The sequence below is a fragment of the Stenotrophomonas sp. CASM106 genome, assembly GCF_049384825.1.
GTDB classification, from domain to species: domain Bacteria; phylum Pseudomonadota; class Gammaproteobacteria; order Xanthomonadales; family Xanthomonadaceae; genus Stenotrophomonas; species Stenotrophomonas muris.
Genome location: NZ_JBMRFS010000006.1, coordinates 163,317 through 183,178, shown reverse-complemented (window position 1 = coordinate 183,178; position 19,862 = coordinate 163,317). Strand labels below are relative to the sequence as shown.

General features: G+C 68.7%; 16 protein-coding genes. 9 read left to right on the top strand and 7 right to left on the bottom strand.

Going from position 1 to position 19,862, the window contains the following annotated elements; genetic code table 11:
- The first annotated feature begins 25 nt into the window (after window positions 1–25).
- The 3 genes from pssA to rimI are packed head-to-tail and all read left to right on the top strand — an operon-like array spanning window position 26 to window position 1,796.
- Window positions 26–802 (top strand): CDP-diacylglycerol--serine O-phosphatidyltransferase, encoded by a 777-nt coding sequence (gene pssA / locus VG556_RS15750; RefSeq protein ID WP_005415206.1) that lies wholly within the window; start codon window positions 26–28, stop codon window positions 800–802.
- Window positions 799–1,302: a hypothetical protein gene (locus tag VG556_RS15745; protein WP_100449322.1), complete on the top strand. Its 504-nt coding sequence runs from the start codon at window positions 799–801 to the stop codon at window positions 1,300–1,302. The genes pssA and VG556_RS15745 overlap by 4 nt, the downstream gene beginning before the upstream one ends.
- Complete coding sequence (gene rimI / locus VG556_RS15740; protein ID WP_014645873.1) at window positions 1,299–1,796, top strand: ribosomal protein S18-alanine N-acetyltransferase; 498 nt, start codon at window positions 1,299–1,301, stop codon at window positions 1,794–1,796. The genes VG556_RS15745 and rimI overlap by 4 nt, the downstream gene beginning before the upstream one ends.
- Window positions 1,797–1,841: 45 nt before the next feature.
- On the opposite strand, the gene VG556_RS15735 is transcribed toward rimI, so the two are convergent.
- The 5 genes from VG556_RS15735 to VG556_RS15715 form a co-directional block, all read right to left on the bottom strand.
- A complete protein-coding gene (locus VG556_RS15735; RefSeq protein WP_032962266.1) occupies window positions 1,842–2,663 on the bottom strand; it encodes an EamA family transporter in 822 nt (273 codons plus the stop codon).
- Between the two features lie 156 nt (window positions 2,664–2,819).
- Window positions 2,820–5,648: a valine--tRNA ligase gene (locus tag VG556_RS15730; protein ID WP_100449323.1), complete on the bottom strand. Its 2,829-nt coding sequence runs from the start codon at window positions 5,646–5,648 to the stop codon at window positions 2,820–2,822.
- A gap of 33 nt (window positions 5,649–5,681) precedes the next feature.
- Window positions 5,682–5,873 carry a YqaE/Pmp3 family membrane protein gene (locus tag VG556_RS15725; protein WP_014035920.1) on the bottom strand — a complete coding sequence of 64 codons (192 nt, stop codon included), beginning with the start codon at window positions 5,871–5,873 and terminating at the stop codon, window positions 5,682–5,684.
- A 19-nt stretch (window positions 5,874–5,892) separates the two neighbouring features.
- Window positions 5,893–6,318 carry a DNA polymerase III subunit chi gene (locus VG556_RS15720; RefSeq protein ID WP_014645876.1) on the bottom strand — a complete coding sequence of 142 codons (426 nt, stop codon included), beginning with the start codon at window positions 6,316–6,318 and terminating at the stop codon, window positions 5,893–5,895.
- 82 nt (window positions 6,319–6,400) lie between these two features.
- Window positions 6,401–7,879, bottom strand: a complete 1,479-nt coding sequence (locus tag VG556_RS15715) for a leucyl aminopeptidase (RefSeq protein WP_046428424.1) — start codon at window positions 7,877–7,879, stop codon at window positions 6,401–6,403.
- 104 nt (window positions 7,880–7,983) lie between these two features.
- Between VG556_RS15715 and lptF the strand changes: the two genes are divergently transcribed.
- Both lptF and lptG read left to right on the top strand, forming a co-directional pair.
- Complete coding sequence (gene lptF / locus VG556_RS15710; protein WP_100449324.1) at window positions 7,984–9,066, top strand: LPS export ABC transporter permease LptF; 1,083 nt, start codon at window positions 7,984–7,986, stop codon at window positions 9,064–9,066.
- On the top strand, window positions 9,063–10,169 hold the full coding sequence (gene lptG / locus VG556_RS15705; protein ID WP_032962258.1) for an LPS export ABC transporter permease LptG: 1,107 nt from the start codon (window positions 9,063–9,065) through the stop codon (window positions 10,167–10,169). The genes lptF and lptG overlap by 4 nt, the downstream gene beginning before the upstream one ends.
- 179 nt (window positions 10,170–10,348) lie before the next feature.
- On the opposite strand, the gene VG556_RS15700 is transcribed toward lptG, so the two are convergent.
- On the bottom strand, window positions 10,349–10,840 hold the full coding sequence (locus tag VG556_RS15700; protein WP_100449377.1) for an RDD family protein: 492 nt from the start codon (window positions 10,838–10,840) through the stop codon (window positions 10,349–10,351).
- Window positions 10,841–10,896: 56 nt separating this feature from the next.
- On the opposite strand from VG556_RS15700, the gene xerD reads away from it, so the two are divergent.
- Complete coding sequence (gene xerD / locus VG556_RS15695) at window positions 10,897–11,874, top strand: site-specific tyrosine recombinase XerD (protein ID WP_053495973.1); 978 nt, start codon at window positions 10,897–10,899, stop codon at window positions 11,872–11,874.
- A gap of 100 nt (window positions 11,875–11,974) precedes the next feature.
- Complete coding sequence (locus VG556_RS15690) at window positions 11,975–12,760, top strand: thioredoxin fold domain-containing protein (protein ID WP_014645882.1); 786 nt, start codon at window positions 11,975–11,977, stop codon at window positions 12,758–12,760.
- Between the two features lie 121 nt (window positions 12,761–12,881).
- Here the strand turns inward: VG556_RS15690 and VG556_RS15685 are convergent, their stop codons facing one another.
- Window positions 12,882–14,981 (bottom strand): glycosyl hydrolase family 18 protein, encoded by a 2,100-nt coding sequence (locus VG556_RS15685; RefSeq protein ID WP_100449325.1) that lies wholly within the window; start codon window positions 14,979–14,981, stop codon window positions 12,882–12,884.
- Window positions 14,982–15,812: 831 nt separating this feature from the next.
- On the opposite strand from VG556_RS15685, the gene purL reads away from it, so the two are divergent.
- Together purL and VG556_RS15675 are read left to right on the top strand one after the other, a co-directional pair.
- Window positions 15,813–19,697 (top strand): phosphoribosylformylglycinamidine synthase, encoded by a 3,885-nt coding sequence (purL, locus tag VG556_RS15680; RefSeq protein ID WP_099476194.1) that lies wholly within the window; start codon window positions 15,813–15,815, stop codon window positions 19,695–19,697.
- Entirely contained in the window at window positions 19,655–19,846 is a 192-nt protein-coding gene (locus VG556_RS15675) for a hypothetical protein (RefSeq protein WP_141098899.1), read from the top strand. Before purL ends, VG556_RS15675 begins: the two co-directional genes overlap by 43 nt.
- Window positions 19,847–19,862: the final 16 nt, after the last annotated feature.

Here is a 19,862-nt window from a genome sequence, read left to right as displayed (position 1 = left end):
TGGCAAGTCGATTAAACTGGATTGCATGGACCCGATCACACCGCCGCCGCGCTCGCGCACGATTTACCTGCTGCCCAACCTGTTCACCACCGCCGGCCTGTTCGCCGGTTTCTACGCGATCATCGCCGCGGCCAACGGGGATTTCGTCAATGCCAGCATCGCCGTGTTCGTGGCGGCGGTGATGGATGGCCTGGACGGGCGCGTGGCGCGCCTGACCGGTACCAGCAGCGAATTCGGCGTGCAGTACGACTCGCTGGCCGACCTGGTCAGCTTCGGCATGGCCCCGGCGCTGGTGATGTACCACTGGTCGCTGTCGTGGCTGAAGTTCGACGATCCGCTGCTCGGCCGCGTCGGCTGGGCCGTGGCCTTCCTGTATGCGGCCTGCGCGGCGCTGCGCCTGGCCCGCTTCAATACCCAGGTGGCGGTGGTCGACAAGCGCTGGTTCGTCGGCCTGGCCAGCCCGGCAGCAGCGGGCCTGATGATGTCCTTCGTCTGGGCGTTCGCCGATGGCAACCTGGGCTGGGACGGCAACCAGCTGCGGTACGTGGCGCTGGCGGTGACGATCATCGCTGCGCTGCTGATGGTCAGCCGCATCCGCTTCTGGAGCTTCAAGGGTGGCGCTGCCAAGGGCACCCGTTCGGACCGCGTGCCGTTCCTGGTGCTGGCACTGGTGCCGGTGGCGATCGCGATTGCGGTCATCGACCTGCCGCGCGTGCTGTTCGCGGTCGGCATCCTGTACGCCTTGTCCGGCCCGGTGATGTGGGCCGTGCAGCGCCTGCGCAAGAAGCCCGAGGCCGCGTGAGCCAGGACCTGCCCGTGCTGTGGTCACCGGCCCAGCAGGCCTGGCTGCAGGCCATGGGCTACGCCGTCTATCACGATGGCCAGCTGGCTGCCGAGCTGGATGCCGCGCTGCAGTTGAGCGTGGCCGAAGCCGAGGCCAGCGTCGCCCCGCCGGAACCGGTGCGGGCCCCCGTGCCGTCGCGCGAACAGCATGCCGGGGTGGCGCCCGCAGCCCGCCCGGAACGGCCGGCACCGCCGCGCCGCGAAACGCCGGTCAGTGCCCCGGATACCGTGCCGGCGGCTGAGCGCCCGATGCCCAGCGGCAACGCGCGCCAGCCGGTGGTCCGCCTGCCGGATCGCCTGCAGATCGCGCTGCTGCGTGCGTCCGGCTGCAACCCGAACGACCCGGCTACGCAGCGGTTGATGGACAGCTGGCCGCTGGACCAGCTGCGCCACGACCCGGCCGCCAAGCGTGCGCTGTGGCCGCAGCTGCGTGCCCTGCGCAAGCGGGGCACGCCATGAGCGCGGTCACCCGGCCCGGCCCGGTCAGCCTGCGTGCGTTGCGCGAGAGCGACCTCAATGCGGTAATGGCGATCGAACTGCGCGGCTACCCTTTTCCCTGGACCCGCGGCATCTTCATCGACTGCCTGCGTGCCGGCTATCCCGGCCTGGCGATGGAGCGCGATGGCCTGCTGGTCGGCTATGGCGTGCTCAGCATCGCCGCCGATGAAGCGCACGTGCTGAACATCTGCATCGATCCGCTGGCACAGTCGCGCGGGCTGGGCCGCCAGCTGCTGCGCGCGCTGGTGCAGCTGGCCGCCGACCGTGGCGCACAGCGCGTCTTCCTGGAAGTGCGTCCGTCCAATACGCCGGCGCTGGCGCTGTATCACAGCGAAGGATTCAATGAGATCGGCCGCCGCCCGCGCTACTACCCGGCTGCACAGGGCCGCGAGGACGCGGTCGTGATGGCGATCGAACTGGTCGACGGCGATCTGCAGGAAATGCCGCCGCTGTAACGGGGAGGGGGTGCCGGCCAGCGGCCGGCACTACCGATGCGTCGCTCACGCCAGCCGCAACGCCAGCACGCCGCCCACGATGAGCGACGCTGCCAGCCAGCGCGTGCGCGGCACCCGCTCGCGCAGCAGGAACACCGAGATCAGCAGCGCGAACAGGATCGAGGATTCGCGCAGCGCCGAGATCATTGCCACCGGCGCCTGGGTCATGGCCCACAACGCCATCGCATAGGAGGCGGTGGTGCCGACGCCACCGGCCAGTCCCAGCGGCCAATGCTGCCGCGCATAGTCCAGTACCGCGCCGCCGCGCGTATACAACGCCCACAGCGGCAGCGGGATGCCCGACAGCAGGAACAACCACAACGTGTAGCTGAGCGCGCTGCCGGACTGGCGCGCACCCTGCGCATCGACCAGCGTGTAGGTGGCGATCATCGCTGCGGTCAGCAGCGGCAGGCGCAGTTGGCCGCCACGCGCACCCAGTGCCATGCACAGGATGCCGGTGCTCACCAGCACCACGCCCAGCCACGCTGCGGCGGGCAATGGCTCACCGAGCAGGGTGCCGGCCAGTGCGACCAGGATCGGCGCGCTGCCACGCATCAGCGGGTAGGCCAGGCTCATGTCGACCTGCTGGTAACAACGCGCGACCAGCCCGTAGTAGGTCACCTGCAGCAGCACCGACGCAGCCAGCCAGGGCCAGCTGTGCGCGGCCGGGAAGGGCAGGAAGGGCAGGGCGGCGGCCGACAGCAACGCGGCACTGCCGGTCACCAGCACGGTACCGAGGAACTTGTCCGGGCCGCGCTTGACGATCGCATTCCAGCTGGCATGCAGCGCCGCGGCAGCGAGGACGAGCAGGAAGATGGAAAGCGGCATCCGCCGATGATGCCATGCGGGGCAAATGGAAACGCCGGGCATCGCCCGGCGTTTCCGATTCCGCTTCGGTGGGTGCCAACCTCTCCCGCGGCAGGTGCCAACCCTCCCCTGCCGTGGTGGGTGCCAACCTTGGTTGGCACGCACCAGAGCGCGGCGTTACAGCTTCGCGCGCTGCTCGCGCAGGCCGGCCAGCTGGGTGTTCCAGTCGACCAGGCGCACGCGCTCCTGGTCGACCACCGCCGGTGGCACCTTGTCGGTGAACCTGGCCAGCTTGGTTTCGCTCTTTTCCTGCTCGCCTTCCACGCGCTTGATCTCCTTGTCCAGGCGCGCGCGCTCGGCATCGAGATCGACCAGGCCTTCCAGCGGCACCAGCAGCTTCAGCTCGCCCACGATCGCGGCGGCCGCCGGCGGTGCGCTTTCGCCCTCGGCCAGCCACTGGATGCTGTCCAGCTTCAGCAGGAACGACAGCGAGGCGCTGAAGCGTTCGATGCGCACGCGGTCCTGCTCCAGGCCGGCCTGCAGGCGCAGCGGCACCTGCCTGGACGGCGCGACGTTCAATTCGCTGCGCACGCGACGCACCGCACTGATCACCGCCTTCAGCCATTCCACGTCGGCCTCGGCCTGGGCGAAATCACCGGCGAATTCGGCGGCGGTCGGGTACGGGCGCAGCGACAGCGTGGTTTCGGCCAGGCCCAGGCGCGGGGCCAGCTGCTGCCACAGCTGTTCGGTGATGAACGGGGTGAGCGGGTGCAGCAGGCGCAGCAGCGCTTCCAGCACGTACAGCAGGGTGTGCCGGGTGCTTTCGGCATCAGCCGCGTCGGCACCGTTCAGTGCCGGCTTGCTCAGCTCCAGGAACCAGTCGCAGAACGCGTTCCAGGCGAACTCGTACAGGCACTGCGCCAGCAGGTCGAAGCGGTACGCGGCGAAATGGCCCTGCGCTTCGGCGGTGGTGGCGGCCAGGCGCGAAAGGATCCAGCGCTCGGCATCGGTGCGCGGGGTCGGCACGCCGGTGAACGCCGCACCTTCGGTGTTCATCAGCGCGAAGCGGCTGGCGTTCCACAGCTTGTTGCAGAAGTTCTTGTAGCCCTCGGCGCGGTTCATGTCGAACTTGATGTCGCGGCCGTGGGTGGCCAGCGCGGCGATGGTGAAGCGCAGCGCATCAGCACCGTGGGCAGCAATGCCGTCCGGGAATTCCTTGCGGGTGGCCTTCTCGATCTTCTCCACCATCTTCGGCTGCATCAGGCCGCCGGTGCGCTTGGCGACCAGGTCGTCGATGGTGATGCCGTCGATGATGTCCAGCGGGTCGAGCACGTTGCCCTTGCTCTTGGACATCTTCTGGCCCTGGCCGTCGCGGATCAGGCCGGTGAAGTACACGTCCTTGAACGGGATCTTCCCGACCAGGTTGTCGGTGGCCATGATCATGCGCGCCACCCAGAAGAAGATGATGTCGAAGCCGGTGATCAGCACCGACGACGGCAGGTAACGGTCGAAGCCGCGCTCGGCCATGGCCTGTTGGTTCGGCCAGCCCAGGGTGGAGAACGGCCACAGCTGCGAGGAGAACCAGGTCTCCAGCACGTCGCTTTCCTGGTTCAGCACCACCTCGCTGCCCAGGTTGTGCTTGGCCCGCACTTCCTCTTCGCTGCGACCGACGTAGCAGCTGCCGGTGGCGGCATCGAACCACGCCGGGATGCGGTGGCCCCACCACAGCTGGCGGCTGATGCACCAGTCCTGGATGTTGTTCATCCAGTGGCGGTAGGTGTTGATCCAGTTCGGCGGCACGAAGGCAATGCTTCCGTCCTCGACCAGGTCCAGGCCACGCTTGGCCAGGTCGTCCATCTTCACGAACCACTGGTCGGTCAGGTACGGCTCGATCACCTGGCCGGTTCGGTCGCCACGCGGCACCTGCAGCTTGTGCGCCTTGGTCTCGACCAGGATGCCCAGGTCTTCCAGCTCGGCCAGCACGGCCTTGCGTGCTTCATAGCGGTCCAGGCCCCGGAAGCGTTCCGGCGCGTTCTCGTTCAGCGCCGCCACCGGGGTGAACAGGTTGATCATCGGCAGGCTGTGGCGCACGCCCACTTCATAGTCGTTGAAGTCGTGCGCCGGGGTGACCTTGACCACGCCGGTGCCGAACGCGCGGTCCACGTAGTCGTCGGCGATCACCGGCACGCGCCGGCCGGTCAACGGCAGCACCACGTTCCTGCCGATCAGGTGCGCGTAACGCTCGTCTTCCGGGTGCACCATCACCGCGGTATCGCCCAGCAGGGTTTCCGGGCGGGTGGTGGCAACGACCAGGTAGTCGCGGGTTTCGCGCAGGGTTTCCACGCCGTCGGCATCGCGCTCGACGTGTTCGTAGCTCAGGCCGTCATCCAGCGTGTAGGCGATCGACCACAGGAAGCCGTCTTCCTCGGCGCTCTCCACTTCCAGGTCGGAAATGGCGGTCTTCAGCACCGGGTCCCAGTTCACCAGGCGCTGGCCGCGGTAGATCAGGCCCTGCTCGTACCAGCGCACGAAGGCCTCGTTGACCGCCGCCGATGGCTGCGGGTCCATGGTGAAAGTGCTGCGCGACCAGTCGGCGGAGGTGCCGAGGCGGCGCATCTGGCGTTCGATGGTGTCGCCGGACTGCTGCTTCCACTCCCAGACCTTGCCGATGAAGCCTTCGCGGCCCAGCGAATCGCGGGTCTCGCCCTTGCCTTCCAGCGCCAGGTTGCGGCTGACCACCATTTCGGTGGCGATGCCGGCATGGTCGGTACCGACCTGCCACAGCGTGTCGTAGCCGCGCATGCGGTGGTAGCGCACCAGCGCATCCATCAGGGTCTGCTGGAAGGCATGGCCCATGTGCAGGGTGCCGGTCACGTTCGGCGGTGGCAGCAGGATGGTGTACGGCTCGCCCGTGCCGGACGGCTTGAAGTGGCCGGCCTTCTCCCAGGCCTCGTAGAGGTCGGTCTCGAAGGACGTCGGGTCGTAGCTGGAGGCGAGTTGGGTCATGCGGGGGAACCGGTAATCAAGGCGGAAGGGAGATCAGCGCGACCCGAGGGCGCGGCGGATCTTCTGGTCGGTGTGGTACTGGCTGACCGCGTAGGCGGCCCAGATGGCGGCGGGCAGCCAGCCGATCAGGGTGATCTGCAGGATCAGGCAGACGATCCCGGCCAGCGGCCGGCCGATGGTGAAGAAGGACAGCCAGGGAAGAATCAGGGCGATCAGCAGGCGCATCAAGGGGTCCTCGCCGGGCTCACATGTCGTGCTTGTTGAGGTCGTAACCGGCGGCCTTGTACTGGCGCCAGCGCTCGCGCAGCGGTTCGCGCGCTTCCGGATCGGCCGGAACCACTTCCAGCACACGCTCGCACTGGCCCAGCCAGGGCTCATCGCGCAGGTTGATCACCAGCGGGCGTGCCGGCGCGTCGGTGCCGGGTACGGCGATCAGCACCAGGGCCTCTTCCTCGTCCATGTCTTCGCCGGCAATCTGGTGCGGGATGTAGGCATCGTTGTCGAACGCCCACAGCAGCTCGTCCAGTTCCTCGGCCTGGGCCTGGTCACGGGCCAGCACCAGGGTGAACAGCCCGGCGTCGTTGGCCTTGCGCGCCAGTTCGCAGACCAGGCGCAACGGCTCGGTCAGGAAGCGGGGCTTGGCGATCAGGTAGAAGTCGGCGCGGGGCATGGCAGGGTCCGGGTCAGGCAAGGGCCCGGCAGTGCCGGGCGAGGCCCCGGCCGGCGTCTGCCGGCCAGGGTCGGGTACGGCATCAGGCGCGGGCGACCTGGTCCAGCAGCCACTGGCTCAGCAGGCCGACCGGGCGGCCGGTGGCCATGCCACGCTTGCCTTCATCGCTGGCGACGCCGGCGATGTCCAGGTGGGCCCAGCGCTGGCCTTCGGTGAAGCGCGACAGGAAGCAGCCGGCGGTGATCGCGCCGGCCCAGCGGCCGCCGATGTTGTAGACGTCGGCGAAGGTCGAATCCAGCATCGGCTGGTACTCGTCCCACAGCGGCAGGCGCCAGGCGCGGTCGAACACGTGCTCGCCGGCGGCCAGCAGCTCGTTGGCCAGGTCGTCGTGCTTGCTCATCAGGCCGGCGGTCTGGTGGCCCAGGGCGACCATGCAGGCACCGGTCAGGGTGGCGACGTCGACCAGCGCGGCCGGCTCGAAGCGCTGTGCGTAGGTCAGCGCGTCGCACAGGATCAGGCGGCCTTCGGCGTCGGTGTTGCCGACTTCGATGGTCTTGCCCGACATCGAGGTGATCACGTCGGAAGGACGGTAGGCGTTGCCGTCGATGGCGTTTTCCACCGCCGGCACCACCACCACCAGGTTCAGCGGCAGCTTGGCCTTGACCGCCGCGACGAAGGTGCCGATGACGTTGGCGCCGCCGCACATGTCGTACTTCATCTCTTCGATGCCGCCCTGGGTCTTCAGGTTGACGCCACCGGTATCGAAGGTGATGCCCTTGCCGACCAGCACGTAGGGCTTGGCGTCGCCGCCATTGTTCCACTTCAGCACGACCAGGCGCGGGCGGTTGGCCGAACCGCGGGCCACGGCCAGCAGCGAGCCCATGCCCAGCGCTTCCATCTGGTGCTCGTCGAGGATCTCGGCTTCGGCACCCTCGTGCTCGCCGGCGAACTTCACGCCCACGTCGGCCAGATAGGCCGGGGTGCAATAGTTCGGCGGCAGGTTGCCCAGCTCGCGGGCGAACTCGACACCGGCGGCGATGGCCTGGCCCTGGGCCAGGGCCTGGGCGTCGTCACCGGCCACGGCCAGCTGGGCCAGGCCGGCATCGTCGGCCTTCTTCTTGCCCAGGGTGGCGGTGTAGCGGTAGGCGGCGTGATCGGCGGCGATCACTGCCTGGCGGATCGCCCAGGCCGCGTCGCGGTCCTTGATGGCCACTTCGGACAGGGTGAACAGCGCGCTGCGGGCGGCGCCGGCCTTCAGCGCGCGCACCGCGTCGCCCACGGCCTTCAGGTACTGCGGCACGCCGAAGCGGGCGGCGTCGCCGAGGCCGACCACCAGCACGCGCGGCGCGGTCACGCCCGGCAGGTCGTGCAGCAGGGTGGTCGCGCCGGTCTTGCCGGACAGGTCGCCACGCTGGGCCAGGGCGGCCAGGCGGCCACCGCTGGCGGCGTCCAGGGCCTGCGCGGCCGGGGTCAGGGTATGGTCGGCATACGCGCCGACCACCAGGCAATCAACGGTGGCGGCGGCCGGAGCAACGTGGTTCAGGGTGAATTCGAGGGCCATTGAGCAGATTCCATTGGCGAGTCCGTACAATCGCAGGCCGTTTACGCCCAGACAGTAGACTGGGCGGCACCGCGAACGAACCCCAGAGTTTAAACCACCGCCCCATGCTGAAGCTCGACCGATACCTGCTGGGCGATTTCGTCCAGAGTTTCCTGGCTACCCTGATCGTCCTGCTGGTGGTCAGCGTGGGCGGCGTGCTGGTGGACATCCTCGGCAACATCGCCGACGGACGCCTGCCGGCCAAGCTGCTGTTCTCCCAGCTGGGCCTGCAGTTCATCGCCTACCTGCCGCTGATCCTGCCGCTGGCGCTGATGCTGGGCCTGCTGCTGGCCGTGGCCCGGCTCTACCGCGACTCGGAGATGGCGGTCATCACCGCCATTGGCGTGGGGCCCAAGCGGCTGCTGCGGCCACTGCTGATGCTGGTGGTGCCGGTGGTGCTGCTGGTCGGCGCCTGCTCGCTGTGGCTGGGCCCGTGGGCCGGCCGGATGGCCGAGCAGATGATCATCGAGGCCAACCGCAGCGTGCTGATGGCCGGCCTGGAGCCGGGCCGCTTCACCCCGCTGCCCAATGGCGGCGTGGTGTACCTGTCCTCGATCTCGCCCGATGGCACCCAGCTGGGCAAGGTGTTCCTGCAGCGCCAGAAGGATGACCGCCTGGAAGTGGTGTCCGCCAATGGTGGCCGCATGTTCTTCGAGGGCACCCGCCAGCGCTTCCTGGAGCTGGATGACGGCCACCAGGTGGAAGGCCCGGTGGCCGGCGCGCTGGATTACCGGCTGGCGACCTTTGCCCGCAACGACGTGGCCCTGCCCGACGGTGCACAGACCCGCACCGAGGACGACCCGGAACTGATGCCGACCCTGCAGCTGATCGGCGATGAGCGCCCGCAGGCGCAGGCGCAGTTGCACCGCCGCCTGGCACCGCCGCTGATCGCGCTGGCCTTCGCCCTGCTGACCGTGCCGCTGGGCCGCAGCTCGCCGCGCCAGCAGCGCTACGGCCGCATGATGCTGGCCCTGATGGCCTACATGGTGGGCACCAACCTGATGTTCATCGGCAGTGGCTGGATCGCCAACGGCAAGATTCCGGCCGTGCTCGGCCTGTGGTGGTTGACCGTGCCGCTGCTGGCGCTGGCAATCTGGATGTATGCACGTGATGGCCGTCTGGGCCGCTCGAAGGGAGCCCGCGCATGAGGCTGCGCCCGATGCGTTTCGATCTGTACCTGGGCCAGTCGGTGTTCACCACGGTGCTGCTGACCTGGGCGGTGCTGGTCGGCCTGGACGTGGTGATGGCGTTCTCCGGCGAGTTCAAGGACATCGGCAAGAACGGCTACACCCTGGGCCATGCCGCCGCCTGGGTGCTGTACACGGTGCCGCGCCGCGCCTACACGATGTTCCCGACCGCCGCGGTGATCGGCGCGCTGATGGGTCTGGGCCAGCTGGCCGCGACCTCGGAGCTGACCGCCCTGCGTGCGCTGGGCCTGTCGCGCAAGCGCCTGAGCGTGTCGGTGGCGATCGCGTTGTCGCTGCTGACCGCAGTGATGGTGCTCAGCGCCGAGACGCTGGGCCCGTGGGGGCAGGACCGTGCCGATGCATTGAAGGCCAGTGCCAAGTGGGGGCGGGACATCTCCACCACCCGCTACTCCGGCCTATGGGCACGCGAAGGCGACACCTTCCTCAACGCCCAGAGCGGCGAGGAACAGCTGGTGGGCGACAAGGGCACGCGGCTGATCCTGCGTGACGTGCGCCTGTACCGGATCGCCGAAGACGGCAATATCGCCTCGTTGACCCATGCCGCCACCGCCGAGCACGACAAGGACGGTTGGGTGCTGACCGGGGTGCGTCGCGACACCTTCGGCGAGCGCTCGGCCACCCGCCAGGAAGTGGCGCGTGAGCCGTGGAACTCGAAGCTGGATCCGGCGGCGCTGGCCACCGGCATCGCCAAGCCGCGAAACCTCAGCGTGGCCGAGCTGAGTACCAGCATTGCCTATCGCCAGCGCAACGGGCTGGATGCGCGCGATTTCGAGGATGTGTACTGGAGCCGCTGGTTCTACCCGGTGAACGTGCTGGCGCTGTGCCTGGCCGCGGTGCCGTTCGCGTTCGGGTCGCTGCGTAGCGGCGGCATGGGCAAGCGCCTGTTCCTGGGCATCCTGTTTGCACTGGGCTTCTGGCTGCTGCAGCTGTTCTTCGGCCGCATGGCCGGTGCGCTGAAGTTCGATTACCGCATTGCCTATGCGCTGCCGCCGATCGTGATGCTTGCCGTGTCCGGACTGTTGTTCCGGCGCAAGTCGGGCTGATTCTGGTAGCGCGGGGCCATGCCCGGCGCTACCGGGGCAATCCACCGCTTCGGCATCCGTGCCACGACCACCAGCATCCCGGCCCAGCGTGCTGGATTCTGTAGAGCCGAGCCCATGCTCGGCTGCTTTTTGCGCACCGCCTGCCAGCCGAGCATGGGCTCAGCTCTACAGATCGTGCATCACCGCTTGGGCATGCGCACCAGGCGGGTGCCGCTGGCGCGGTCGTGCCAGGTCAGGCGTTGGCGGTCGACCCAGGCCCACCAGAATCCCAGACCGCCCAGCAGCAGCGACAGCGTCCCCACCGCGAAGCGCAGCCACAGCTGGCCGCGCCGCAACGGCGTGCCATCGCGCGACTGCAGTTTCAGCCGCCACGGCCGCATGCCCAGCGTCTGCCCGCCGCGGCGCCAGCTGGCCGTGGCATACCACCCCGTGATCGCCCAGCACACCGCCCACAGCAGCCACTGCCAAGCGCTGAACGGTGCGATGTTCTCGCGCTGCGCGTGGCCGCTGAAGGTGTAGGCGAGGGTGAACAGCGTGCCGGCCAGCATCCACAGCGCCAGCACCGGCAGCGCGTCGTAGACCATCGCCAGCATGCGCCAGGGCAGCAGCGCGCGCGGACGGGGCGTTTCAGTAGCGGCCGCAGGGGCCGTGTCGGTGGCAGGGCGGGACATGCGCCGAGCATACGCAAAGCTGGCCGTGCCCGCAGTGGCCCTCGTATCCTGCATGCATGGCCCTTGTTTCCACCCCCGCCGAACGCCGCCAGCTGGTCCAGCAGCTGCCCGAGCTGCGCGCCGACGACAGTGTGCGCATCCAGCGCTTCCTCGATGCGATCTGGGCCGAGAACGGCCTGGCCCGCGCCACCCTGGACAGCTACCGGCGCGACCTGGAAGGGCTGGCGCGCTGGATGGATGGACGCGACGGTGGCCTGGCCGGCATCGAACGTCCCGGGCTGTTCGACTACCTGGCCTGGCGCACCCGCCACGGCTGGTCGCCGCGCAGCAACGCGCGCCTGCTGTCAGCGCTGCGGGCGTTCTTCGCCGATGGCGTGCGCCGTGGCGAACGCAGCGAAGACCCCAGTGCGCTGCTCGACCCCCCGAAGCTGCCGCGGCTGTTGCCCAAGGCGCTGGCCGAGAGCCAGATCGATGCGCTGCTGGCGGCACCGGACATCGACAGCCCGCTGGGCCTGCGCGACCGCGCCATGCTGGAACTGATGTATGCCGCCGGCCTGCGCGTGAGCGAGCTGGTGCTGCTGCCGGCCACGGCGGTCAACCTGCGCCAGGGCGTGTTGCGGGTCACCGGCAAGGGCAGCAAGGAACGGCTGGTGCCGCTGGGCGAGGAATCGCAGCACTGGCTGGAGCGTTACCTGCAGCAGTCGCGCCCGCTGCTGGTCGGCAAGGGCAAGGTGCATGCCCTGGCGGATGGTCAGACCCCGTTGTTCATCGAGCCGACGTTGCATGCGCTGACCCGGCAGGCGTTCTGGCACCTGGTCAAGCGCCACGCGCAGGTGGCCGGCATCGACGCGGCGCGGATCAGCCCGCATGGCTTGCGCCACAGCTTCGCCACCCATCTGCTCAACCGCGGTGCCGACCTGCGCGCGCTGCAGATGCTGCTCGGCCACAGTTCCTTGTCGACCACCCAGATCTACACCCTGGTAGCGCGCGAGCATCTGCAGAAGCTGCACGCCCGCCACCATCCGCGCGGCTGAGCGCCGGGCTGAATCGCTGCCCGGGGCCGTGCCGGGCGTCGCGGCCCGGTACCGGCGGCTGTGTCAGAATCCGGGGTCTTCTTCTGCTGCGGATCGCTCCATGCTCCGATTTGCCATCGCCGCCGTGTTCGGTGCGCTCAGCCTGACCGCCTGCGCCCAGCCGGCTCCGCCGGCCGCCAAGGCGCCTGCTGCCGCTGCGGCCAAGGCCAGCCCGGCCGCCAACGCGCCGGCCGACCAGGCGGTACGTGCCGCGTTGACCGCGCTCAATCCGGGTTTCCAGGTCGATTACATCGGTGCCGCGCCGTTCCCCGGCTTCCGCGAGGTCGTCGTTTCCGGCCAGCTGCTGTACGTGTCCGATGACGGCCGCTACCTGTTCCAGTCGCAGCCTTACGACACCCGCGCCAAGGGCCCGGCCAACAGCGAGGGCCTGCTTGGTTACCGCCGCGGCCTGCTGGCCAAGGCCAACCACGGCGATCGCATCGTGTTCGCCGCGCCGAACGCCAAGTACACCATCAGCGTGTTCACCGACATCGAGTGTGGTTACTGCCGCAAGCTGCACCAGGACATCGCCGAACTCAACCGCAACGGCATCACCGTCGAGTACCTGGCGTTTCCGCGCATGGGCCTGGGCAGCAAGGACTACACCGACATGATCTCGGTCTGGTGTGCAGCGGATCGTCGCCAGGCCCTGACCAACGCCAAGCGCGGTGGCAGCGTGCCGGCCAGGAACTGCACCAACCCGGTGGCGATGCAGTACGCGCTGGGCCAGCAGCTGGGCGTGAATGGAACGCCGGCGATCTTCGCGCCGGATGGCACCCAGCTGGGCGGCTACCTGCCGCCGGCGCAGCTGCGTGCCGCGCTGGAGAAGCTGTCGGCCAAGCGCTGATCGTCGCTGGTCTTTTCCTGTAGAGCCGAGCCCATGCTCGGCTGCGGAAACAGCAGCCGAGCATGGGCTCGGCTCTACAGGCAGGAAGCCGGGGATGCGTGTCGCATCCCCGGCTTTTTGCTTACTTCAGGCCATCACTGACCGCCTTGGTCAGCGTGCCCTGCGCATCGTCACCGCTGAACTCCCAGACGAACGCGCCGCCCAGGCCCTGGGTCTTCACGTAACCCATCTTGCGGTTGATGTTGGCCGGGGTGTCGAAGCTCCACAGTGTGCTGCCGTTGTAGATCCAGGTGGCACCGGCGGTGTTGTCGGTGTAGCCCGGCCACGCCAGGTTCTTCAGCACCTTCCAGTCCTCGATGCCGGCTTCATACGTACCCGGGGCGGCGCCGGTCGCGGTCTGGTACAGGCCGTTGTTGGCGTTGGCCACACCCGTCCAGCCACGCCCGTAGTAGCCAATGCCCAGGTTGAGCTTGGCGGCGGGCACGCCGCGGCTGATGAAGGCCTCGATGGCGTCGTTGCTGTTGTACAGCTTCTGGTCGCCGGTGGACGGATCATTCGGCGAATCGAACAGCGCCGACTGGTGATTGGTCTTCGCATCCCACGCGCCGTGGAAGTCGTAGGTCATCACGTTGATGTAGTCCAGGTACGGGTGGTATGCGGCCGGATCGGTGACACGGATCTTGTCGATGCCGGCACCCACCGCCACCGTCAGCAACAGGCCCGGACGCACCGCATCGAGTTGGCGGCGGAACTCGGCCATCAGCGCGGTGAAGTTGGCGTTGTCTTCCGGCTTGCCGCATTCGATGCCACAGGCCACCGGGTATTCCCAGTCGATGTCGATGCCGTCGAACACGCCCAGCGCGGCACCGGCACCGCCGGCACCGTCGGTCACCGGCAGGTTGCCCTTGATGTAGGCGTCGATGCACGAGGCGACGAAGGCCTGGCGGTTTTCCGGGCGCGCTGCGCTGGAGAAGCCGCGCGACCAGGTCCAGCCACCCAGCGAGATCAGCACCTTCATGCCCGGGTATTTGGCCTTGAGCTGCTTGAGCTGGTTCCAGTTGCCGCGCAGCGGCTGGTCCCAGGTATCAGCGCTGCCGCTGACACTCTCGGCGGCACTGAAGGCCTTGGTGTAGTCGGCGAAAGCATCGCCACCGGCACCGCTGTTCGGATCCGACGGCTGGGTGATGCCGACTTCGCATCGGTTGTTGCGCACGTTGCCGAACGCGTAGTTGATGTGGGTCAGGCGTGCGGCCGAGCCGCTGCTGTCGATGTTCTTGACCCGGTAGTTGCGGCCGTAGATGCCCCACTGGGTGAAGTAACCGATGACCCGCTTGCCGGTGGTGCCGCCGTCACCGGCCAGCGTGGTGGCGCTGATTTCGGTGCCCTGCGCCGACGTGTTGCCGGCGTTGTCGCGCGCCCGCACGCGGTAACGGTAGGTGGTCGATGCGGTCAGCCCGCCATCCACATAGCTGGCGCTGGACGGCGAACCGACCAGGCTGCCGTTGCGGTACACGTCATAGCCAGCCAGGCCACTGCCGCCGGTGTTGTCGGTGGACGGGCTCCAGCTGAGCGCGATGCTGTTGGCGGTACGGGTGCCGACCGCCAGCCCGCCCGGCACGCTCGGTGCGGTGGTGTCGCCACCGGCGGCGTTGACGGTGATGGTGATGGTCGGGGTGCTGGTGGTGGCGTTGTTGTTGTCGGTCGCGACCGCACGCAGGGTGTGGCTGCCGGCGCTGGCATTGGCCCAGCTGGCCGCATACGGCGCACCGGTGGCCACGCCCAGCGAGCTGCCGTCGCGGAAGAACTCGACCTTGGCGACGCTGCCGTCCGGGTCACTGGCGGTAGCGGTCACGTTGACCGTGCTGCCGGCGCTGAAGGTGGCGCCGTTGGCCGGCGAGGTCAGGCTGACCACCGGCGGCTGGTTGCTGCCGCTGCCATCGCAGGCACCAAGGTTGGTGTAGTAGGGCGCACCGGCCGGATGGTCCGGCGGCGCGTTCCAGATGTCCTGGTTCGCCCGATAGAGGACGCCTCCTTTCTGCAGGGTATCGCCGGCCCGGTAGATCCTGGCCTGGTCCCACTGGGCCACGCCGGCACAGCTGGCAGCCTGCGCCAGGCCGGGCAGGGCGGCGGTACCGGCGGCCAGGGCAAGCAGCCAGGCCAGGTGGCGGGGACGACAGCTTCGGGTCGAACGTTCGGCACTGCGCACAATCGGGTCGTACATGGGTAAGTCTCCGATCAAAGGGCGCGCGGGCCCCGATGGCGCCGCGCGTGACGCAGGTCCGGGCGTCGCCTGGGAAGGCGACGGAGGGGGCGGACGGGGTACCTGGGGGGCCGGGGAGAGAGTCCGGCGCCAGGTGGGGACAACGTTGTCATCAATCGCGTGGTCAATCCGTGAGCAAGCGCATGGTTCCGGGATTCGGGCGGAGAGCGGCGCTGCGCGCGGTCGGCGGCCATCGGCGGAGCCCCTCGTGGCTGGTCGGGCGCGAATTCATGGGTTTGGCCGGGTGGGTGGGGTCAGGCGGGGACGCCGTGAACCCGTCCCTGGGGGGCTTGGCCGCGGCATCCATGCCGCGGACACCCCGACTGACCCCACCCACCCGGCCTCTGACAGGTTCCTGCGCAGCCAGCCACGAAAGACAGAACAAAAAATCGAAATCAAAAGCAGAAGCCGGTCGCTGCGCTCTCCAATGCCTGATTTCTGATGTTCCCTGGTTGCCGGCCAGCGGCCGGCACTACCGCAGAGCCTCCACGCATGGCGTGGATCCACCGCACATCGCGGGAAACTGTCGGGGGCGGGGTGGTGGGGGCCAGCAGGACCGTTGGCGCCATGGATGGCGCCATCGAGCCCCCATGGACGGGTTTACGGCGTGTCCTGCTGGCCCCCACCACCCCGCCGTCCCACGGGAACCCAGCTTTTGCTTGGGCCATTGCCGTTGCCATTGCCGTTGCCGTTGCCCTGGCCTCGGCGGGTGCCGGGCGCCGCCCGGCCAAAGCCCATCCCCCCGCTTCCGGTACAATGTCGGGCCCGTTTCCCAACTACGGTTCCCCGGACATGATGGTCCTCGAGGGCGCGCCCGCCCTGTCGCCGTTCCGCCGCGAACGTCTTGAATCCCGCCTGCAGTCCATCGCTCCCTCCCTGCGCATCAGCGGTGCCTGGCACGTCTACTTCGTGCAGCCCGAAGGCAGCGCCGCCCCCGACCTGACCACCCTGTGCCGCATCCTCGAAGCGGCGCCGCAGGCCGAAGCCGTGGCCGACGGCGCGGTCAGCCGCATCGTGGTGCCGCGCCTGGGCACGCTGTCGCCGTGGTCGAGCAAGGCCACCGAACTGGTCCGCGGTGCCGGCCAGTCGGTCAGCCGGGTCGAGCGTGGCCTGCGCATCGACGTGCAGGGCTGGCCGGCCGATGCCGCCGCCCAGCAGGCGCTGGTCAAGGCGCTGCACGACCCGATGACGCAGTCGGTGCTGGAGACCGTGGAACAGGGCCAGGCGCTGTTCTCGGCACCGGCCCGGGGTGAACTGGAGCGCGTGCCGGTAGACCAGCTGGAGGCCGCCAACCAGCGCCTCGGCCTGGCCATGGCCCAGGACGAGATCGACTACCTGCGCGAGCGTTTCACTGCGCTGGGCCGGTCGCCGTCGGACGTGGAACTGATGATGTTCGCGCAGGCCAATTCCGAGCACTGCCGCCACAAGATCTTCAACGCCAGCTGGACCATCGACGGCCAGGAGCAGGACCGCTCGCTGTTCCGGATGATCAAGAACACCCACCAGCAGACTCCGCAGCACACGCTCAGCGCGTACAGCGACAATGCCGCGGTGATCGAAGGCCATCCGGCCTCGCGCTATCGCCCCGATCCGGCCAGTGGCGAATACCGCCGCGAGCCGCAGGTGCCCAGCGCGTTCCAGATCAAGGTGGAAACGCACAACCATCCGACCGCGATCGCGCCGTTCCCGGGTGCCTCGACCGGTGCCGGTGGCGAGATCCGCGATGAGGGCGCGACCGGCCGTGGCGGCAAGCCGAAGGCGGGCCTGACCGGCTTCTCGGTCTCGCACCTGCGCATCCCCGAGCTGCCGCAGCCGTGGGAAGCGCCGCGCGCGCTGAACCCGCGCATGGCGCCGGCGCTGGAAATCATGACCGACGGCCCGCTCGGCGGCGCCGCGTTCAACAACGAATTCGGCCGCCCGAACCTGCTCGGCTACTTCCGCAGCTTCGAGCTGCCCGAAGGCGCCGATCTGGTGCGTGCATACGACAAGCCGATCATGCTGGCCGGCGGCCTCGGCGCGATCGATCGCGTGCAGGTCGACAAGATCCCGCTGCAGGCCGGTGATGCGGTCATCGTGCTCGGCGGGCCGGCGATGCTGATCGGCCTGGGCGGCGGCGCAGCCAGTTCGGTGGCCTCCGGCGAGAGCGCCGAGGACCTGGACTTTGCCAGCGTGCAGCGCGACAACCCGGAAATGGAGCGCCGCTGCCAGGAGGTCATCGACCGCTGCGTGGCGATGGGCGCCAACAACCCGATCAAGTTCTTCCACGACGTCGGTGCCGGTGGCCTGTCCAATGCCATCCCCGAACTGCTGCACGACTCCAAGGTCGGCGGTGTCATCGACCTGGGCAAGGTGCCCACCGATGATCCGTCGCTGTCGCCGATGCAGCTGTGGTGCAACGAGTCGCAGGAGCGCTACGTGCTGGGCGTGGCCCAGGAGCGCCTGGCCGAGTTCGCCGCGCTGTGCGCCCGCGAGCGCTGCCCGTTCGCTGCCGTTGGCGTGGCCACCGCCGAGGAGCACCTGGTGGTGGCCTACGGTGCCGTGCCGGGCCACACCCCGGCCGATGCGCCGATCGACCTGCCGATGGACGTGCTGTTCGGCAAGCCGCCGAAGATGCACCGCGACACCGCGCACCCGCCGGCACCGCGCTGGCCGGCGCTGAAGACCGGCGGCCTGGACCTGCAGGAAGCCGGCCTGCGCGTACTCGCGCACCCGACCGTCGCCTCGAAGAACTTCCTGGTCACCATCGGTGACCGCAGCGTCGGTGGCCTGACCGCGCGTGAGCAGATGGTCGGCCCGTGGCAGCTGCCGGTGGCTGACGTGGCGATCACCCTGGCCGACTTCGATGGCGTGGCCGGCGAAGCGATGTCGATCGGCGAGCGCACCCCGCTGGCCCTGCTCGACGCCGCTGCGTCGGCACGCATGGCGGTGGGCGAAGCGCTGACCAACCTGTGTGCGGCCCCGGTCGATGCGCTGGATGAAATCAAGCTGTCGGCGAACTGGATGGCCGCGGCCGGCCATCCGGGCGAAGACGCACTGCTGTACGACGCGGTGAAGGCGGTGGGCATGGAACTGTGCCCGCAGCTGGACATCAGCATCCCGGTGGGCAAGGACTCGCTGTCGATGCAGGCGCAGTGGCACGACCAGGGCGAAGCGCACAAGAGCGTGTCGCCGGTGTCGCTGGTGATCTCGGCGTTCGCGCCGGTCGCCGACGTGCGCCAGCAGCTGACCCCGCTGCTCGACCGCGACGTGGACAGCGAGCTGTGGCTGATCGGCCTGGGTGCCGGCAAGCAGCGCCTGGGCGGTTCGATCCTGGCCCAGGTGCACGCCGACCATGGCGATCTGCCGGCCTTCGCCGGTGCCGCTCCGGACCTGGACGATCCGCAGCGCCTGCGTGGCTTCTTCGAGCTGATCCGCGATGCGCGCCAGTCTGGCCTGCTGCTGGCCTACCACGACCGCAGCGACGGTGGTGCCTTCGCCGCGCTGTGCGAAATGGCCTTTACTTCGCGCCTTGGCCTGGACATCACCCTCGATGCCTGGGGCGATGATCCGTTCCGCAGCCTGTTCAATGAAGAACTGGGTGCGGTGGTGCAGATCGCGCGCGAAGACCGCGCTGCGTTCGCCGACCTGGTCGAACGCCACGCACTGACCGAATGCGCACAGCGCATCGCCAAGCCGACCACCGCGCCGGTGGTGCGCGTGTCGCTGGGTGGCGAGAACCTGGCCGAATGGCGTTGGGACGCACTGTTCGACGCCTGGTGGTCGGTCACCCACGCGATGCAGAAGCGCCGCGACAACCCGGCCAACGCCGATGCCGAGCGCGAGGTCGCCCGTGCCTTCAACGCACCGGGCCTGAAGCCCAAGCTCAGCTTCGACCTGAACGAGGATGTGGCGGCACCGTTCATCAGCACCGGTGCGCGTCCGCGCGTGGCGGTGCTGCGCGAGCAGGGCGTCAACGGCCAGATCGAAATGGCCAACGCCTTCGAACGTGCCGGCTTCCGCGCCTTCGACGTGCACATGAGCGACCTGATCGAAGGCCGCGTGGCGCTGCAGGATTTCACCGGCCTGGTCGCCTGCGGCGGCTTCAGCTACGGCGATGTGCTCGGTGCCGGCCGTGGCTGGGCCACCTCGATCCTGGAGCGCAGTGCGCTGCGTGATGCCTTCGCCGCGTTCTTCGCGCGCGAAGACAGCTTCGCGCTGGGCGTGTGCAACGGCTGCCAGATGATGAGCCAGCTGAAGAACATCATCCCGGGTGCCGGGCACTGGCCGCAGTTCCGCCGCAATGCCAGCGAGCAGTTCGAAGCCCGCACCGCGCTGCTGGAAGTGGTGGAATCGCCGTCGATCCTGCTGCGTGGCATGGCCGGCTCGCGCCTGCCGGTAGCGGTGGCGCACGGCGAAGGCCAGGCCGTGTTCGACAACGCCGTCGACCAGGCTGCCGCCCGCGTCTCGCTGCGCTACATCGATGGCCATGGCAACGTCGCCAGCCAGTACCCGCTGAACCCGAACGGTTCGCCGGACGGCATCACCGGCCTGACCAGCACCGACGGCCGCGTCACCATCATGATGCCGCACCCGGAGCGCACCCCGCGCGCGCTCAACCTGAGCTGGGCACCGGCTGAATGGCAGGGTGATTCGCCGTGGATGCGCATGTTCCGCAACGCGCGGGTGTGGTGCGGCTGATCGCATCGTTCCGCGCAGGCCGCAATGCCACCGCGTATGGAAAAACCCGCCGCTTTGTCGGCGGGTTTTTCTTTGTGTGCGTGAAATTGCTGATCTGGCCGCTAGTTACATCCGTTTTCATGCGCCAGCAGTTCGTCACGTATGTCTAACAAAATGCCTTTATAA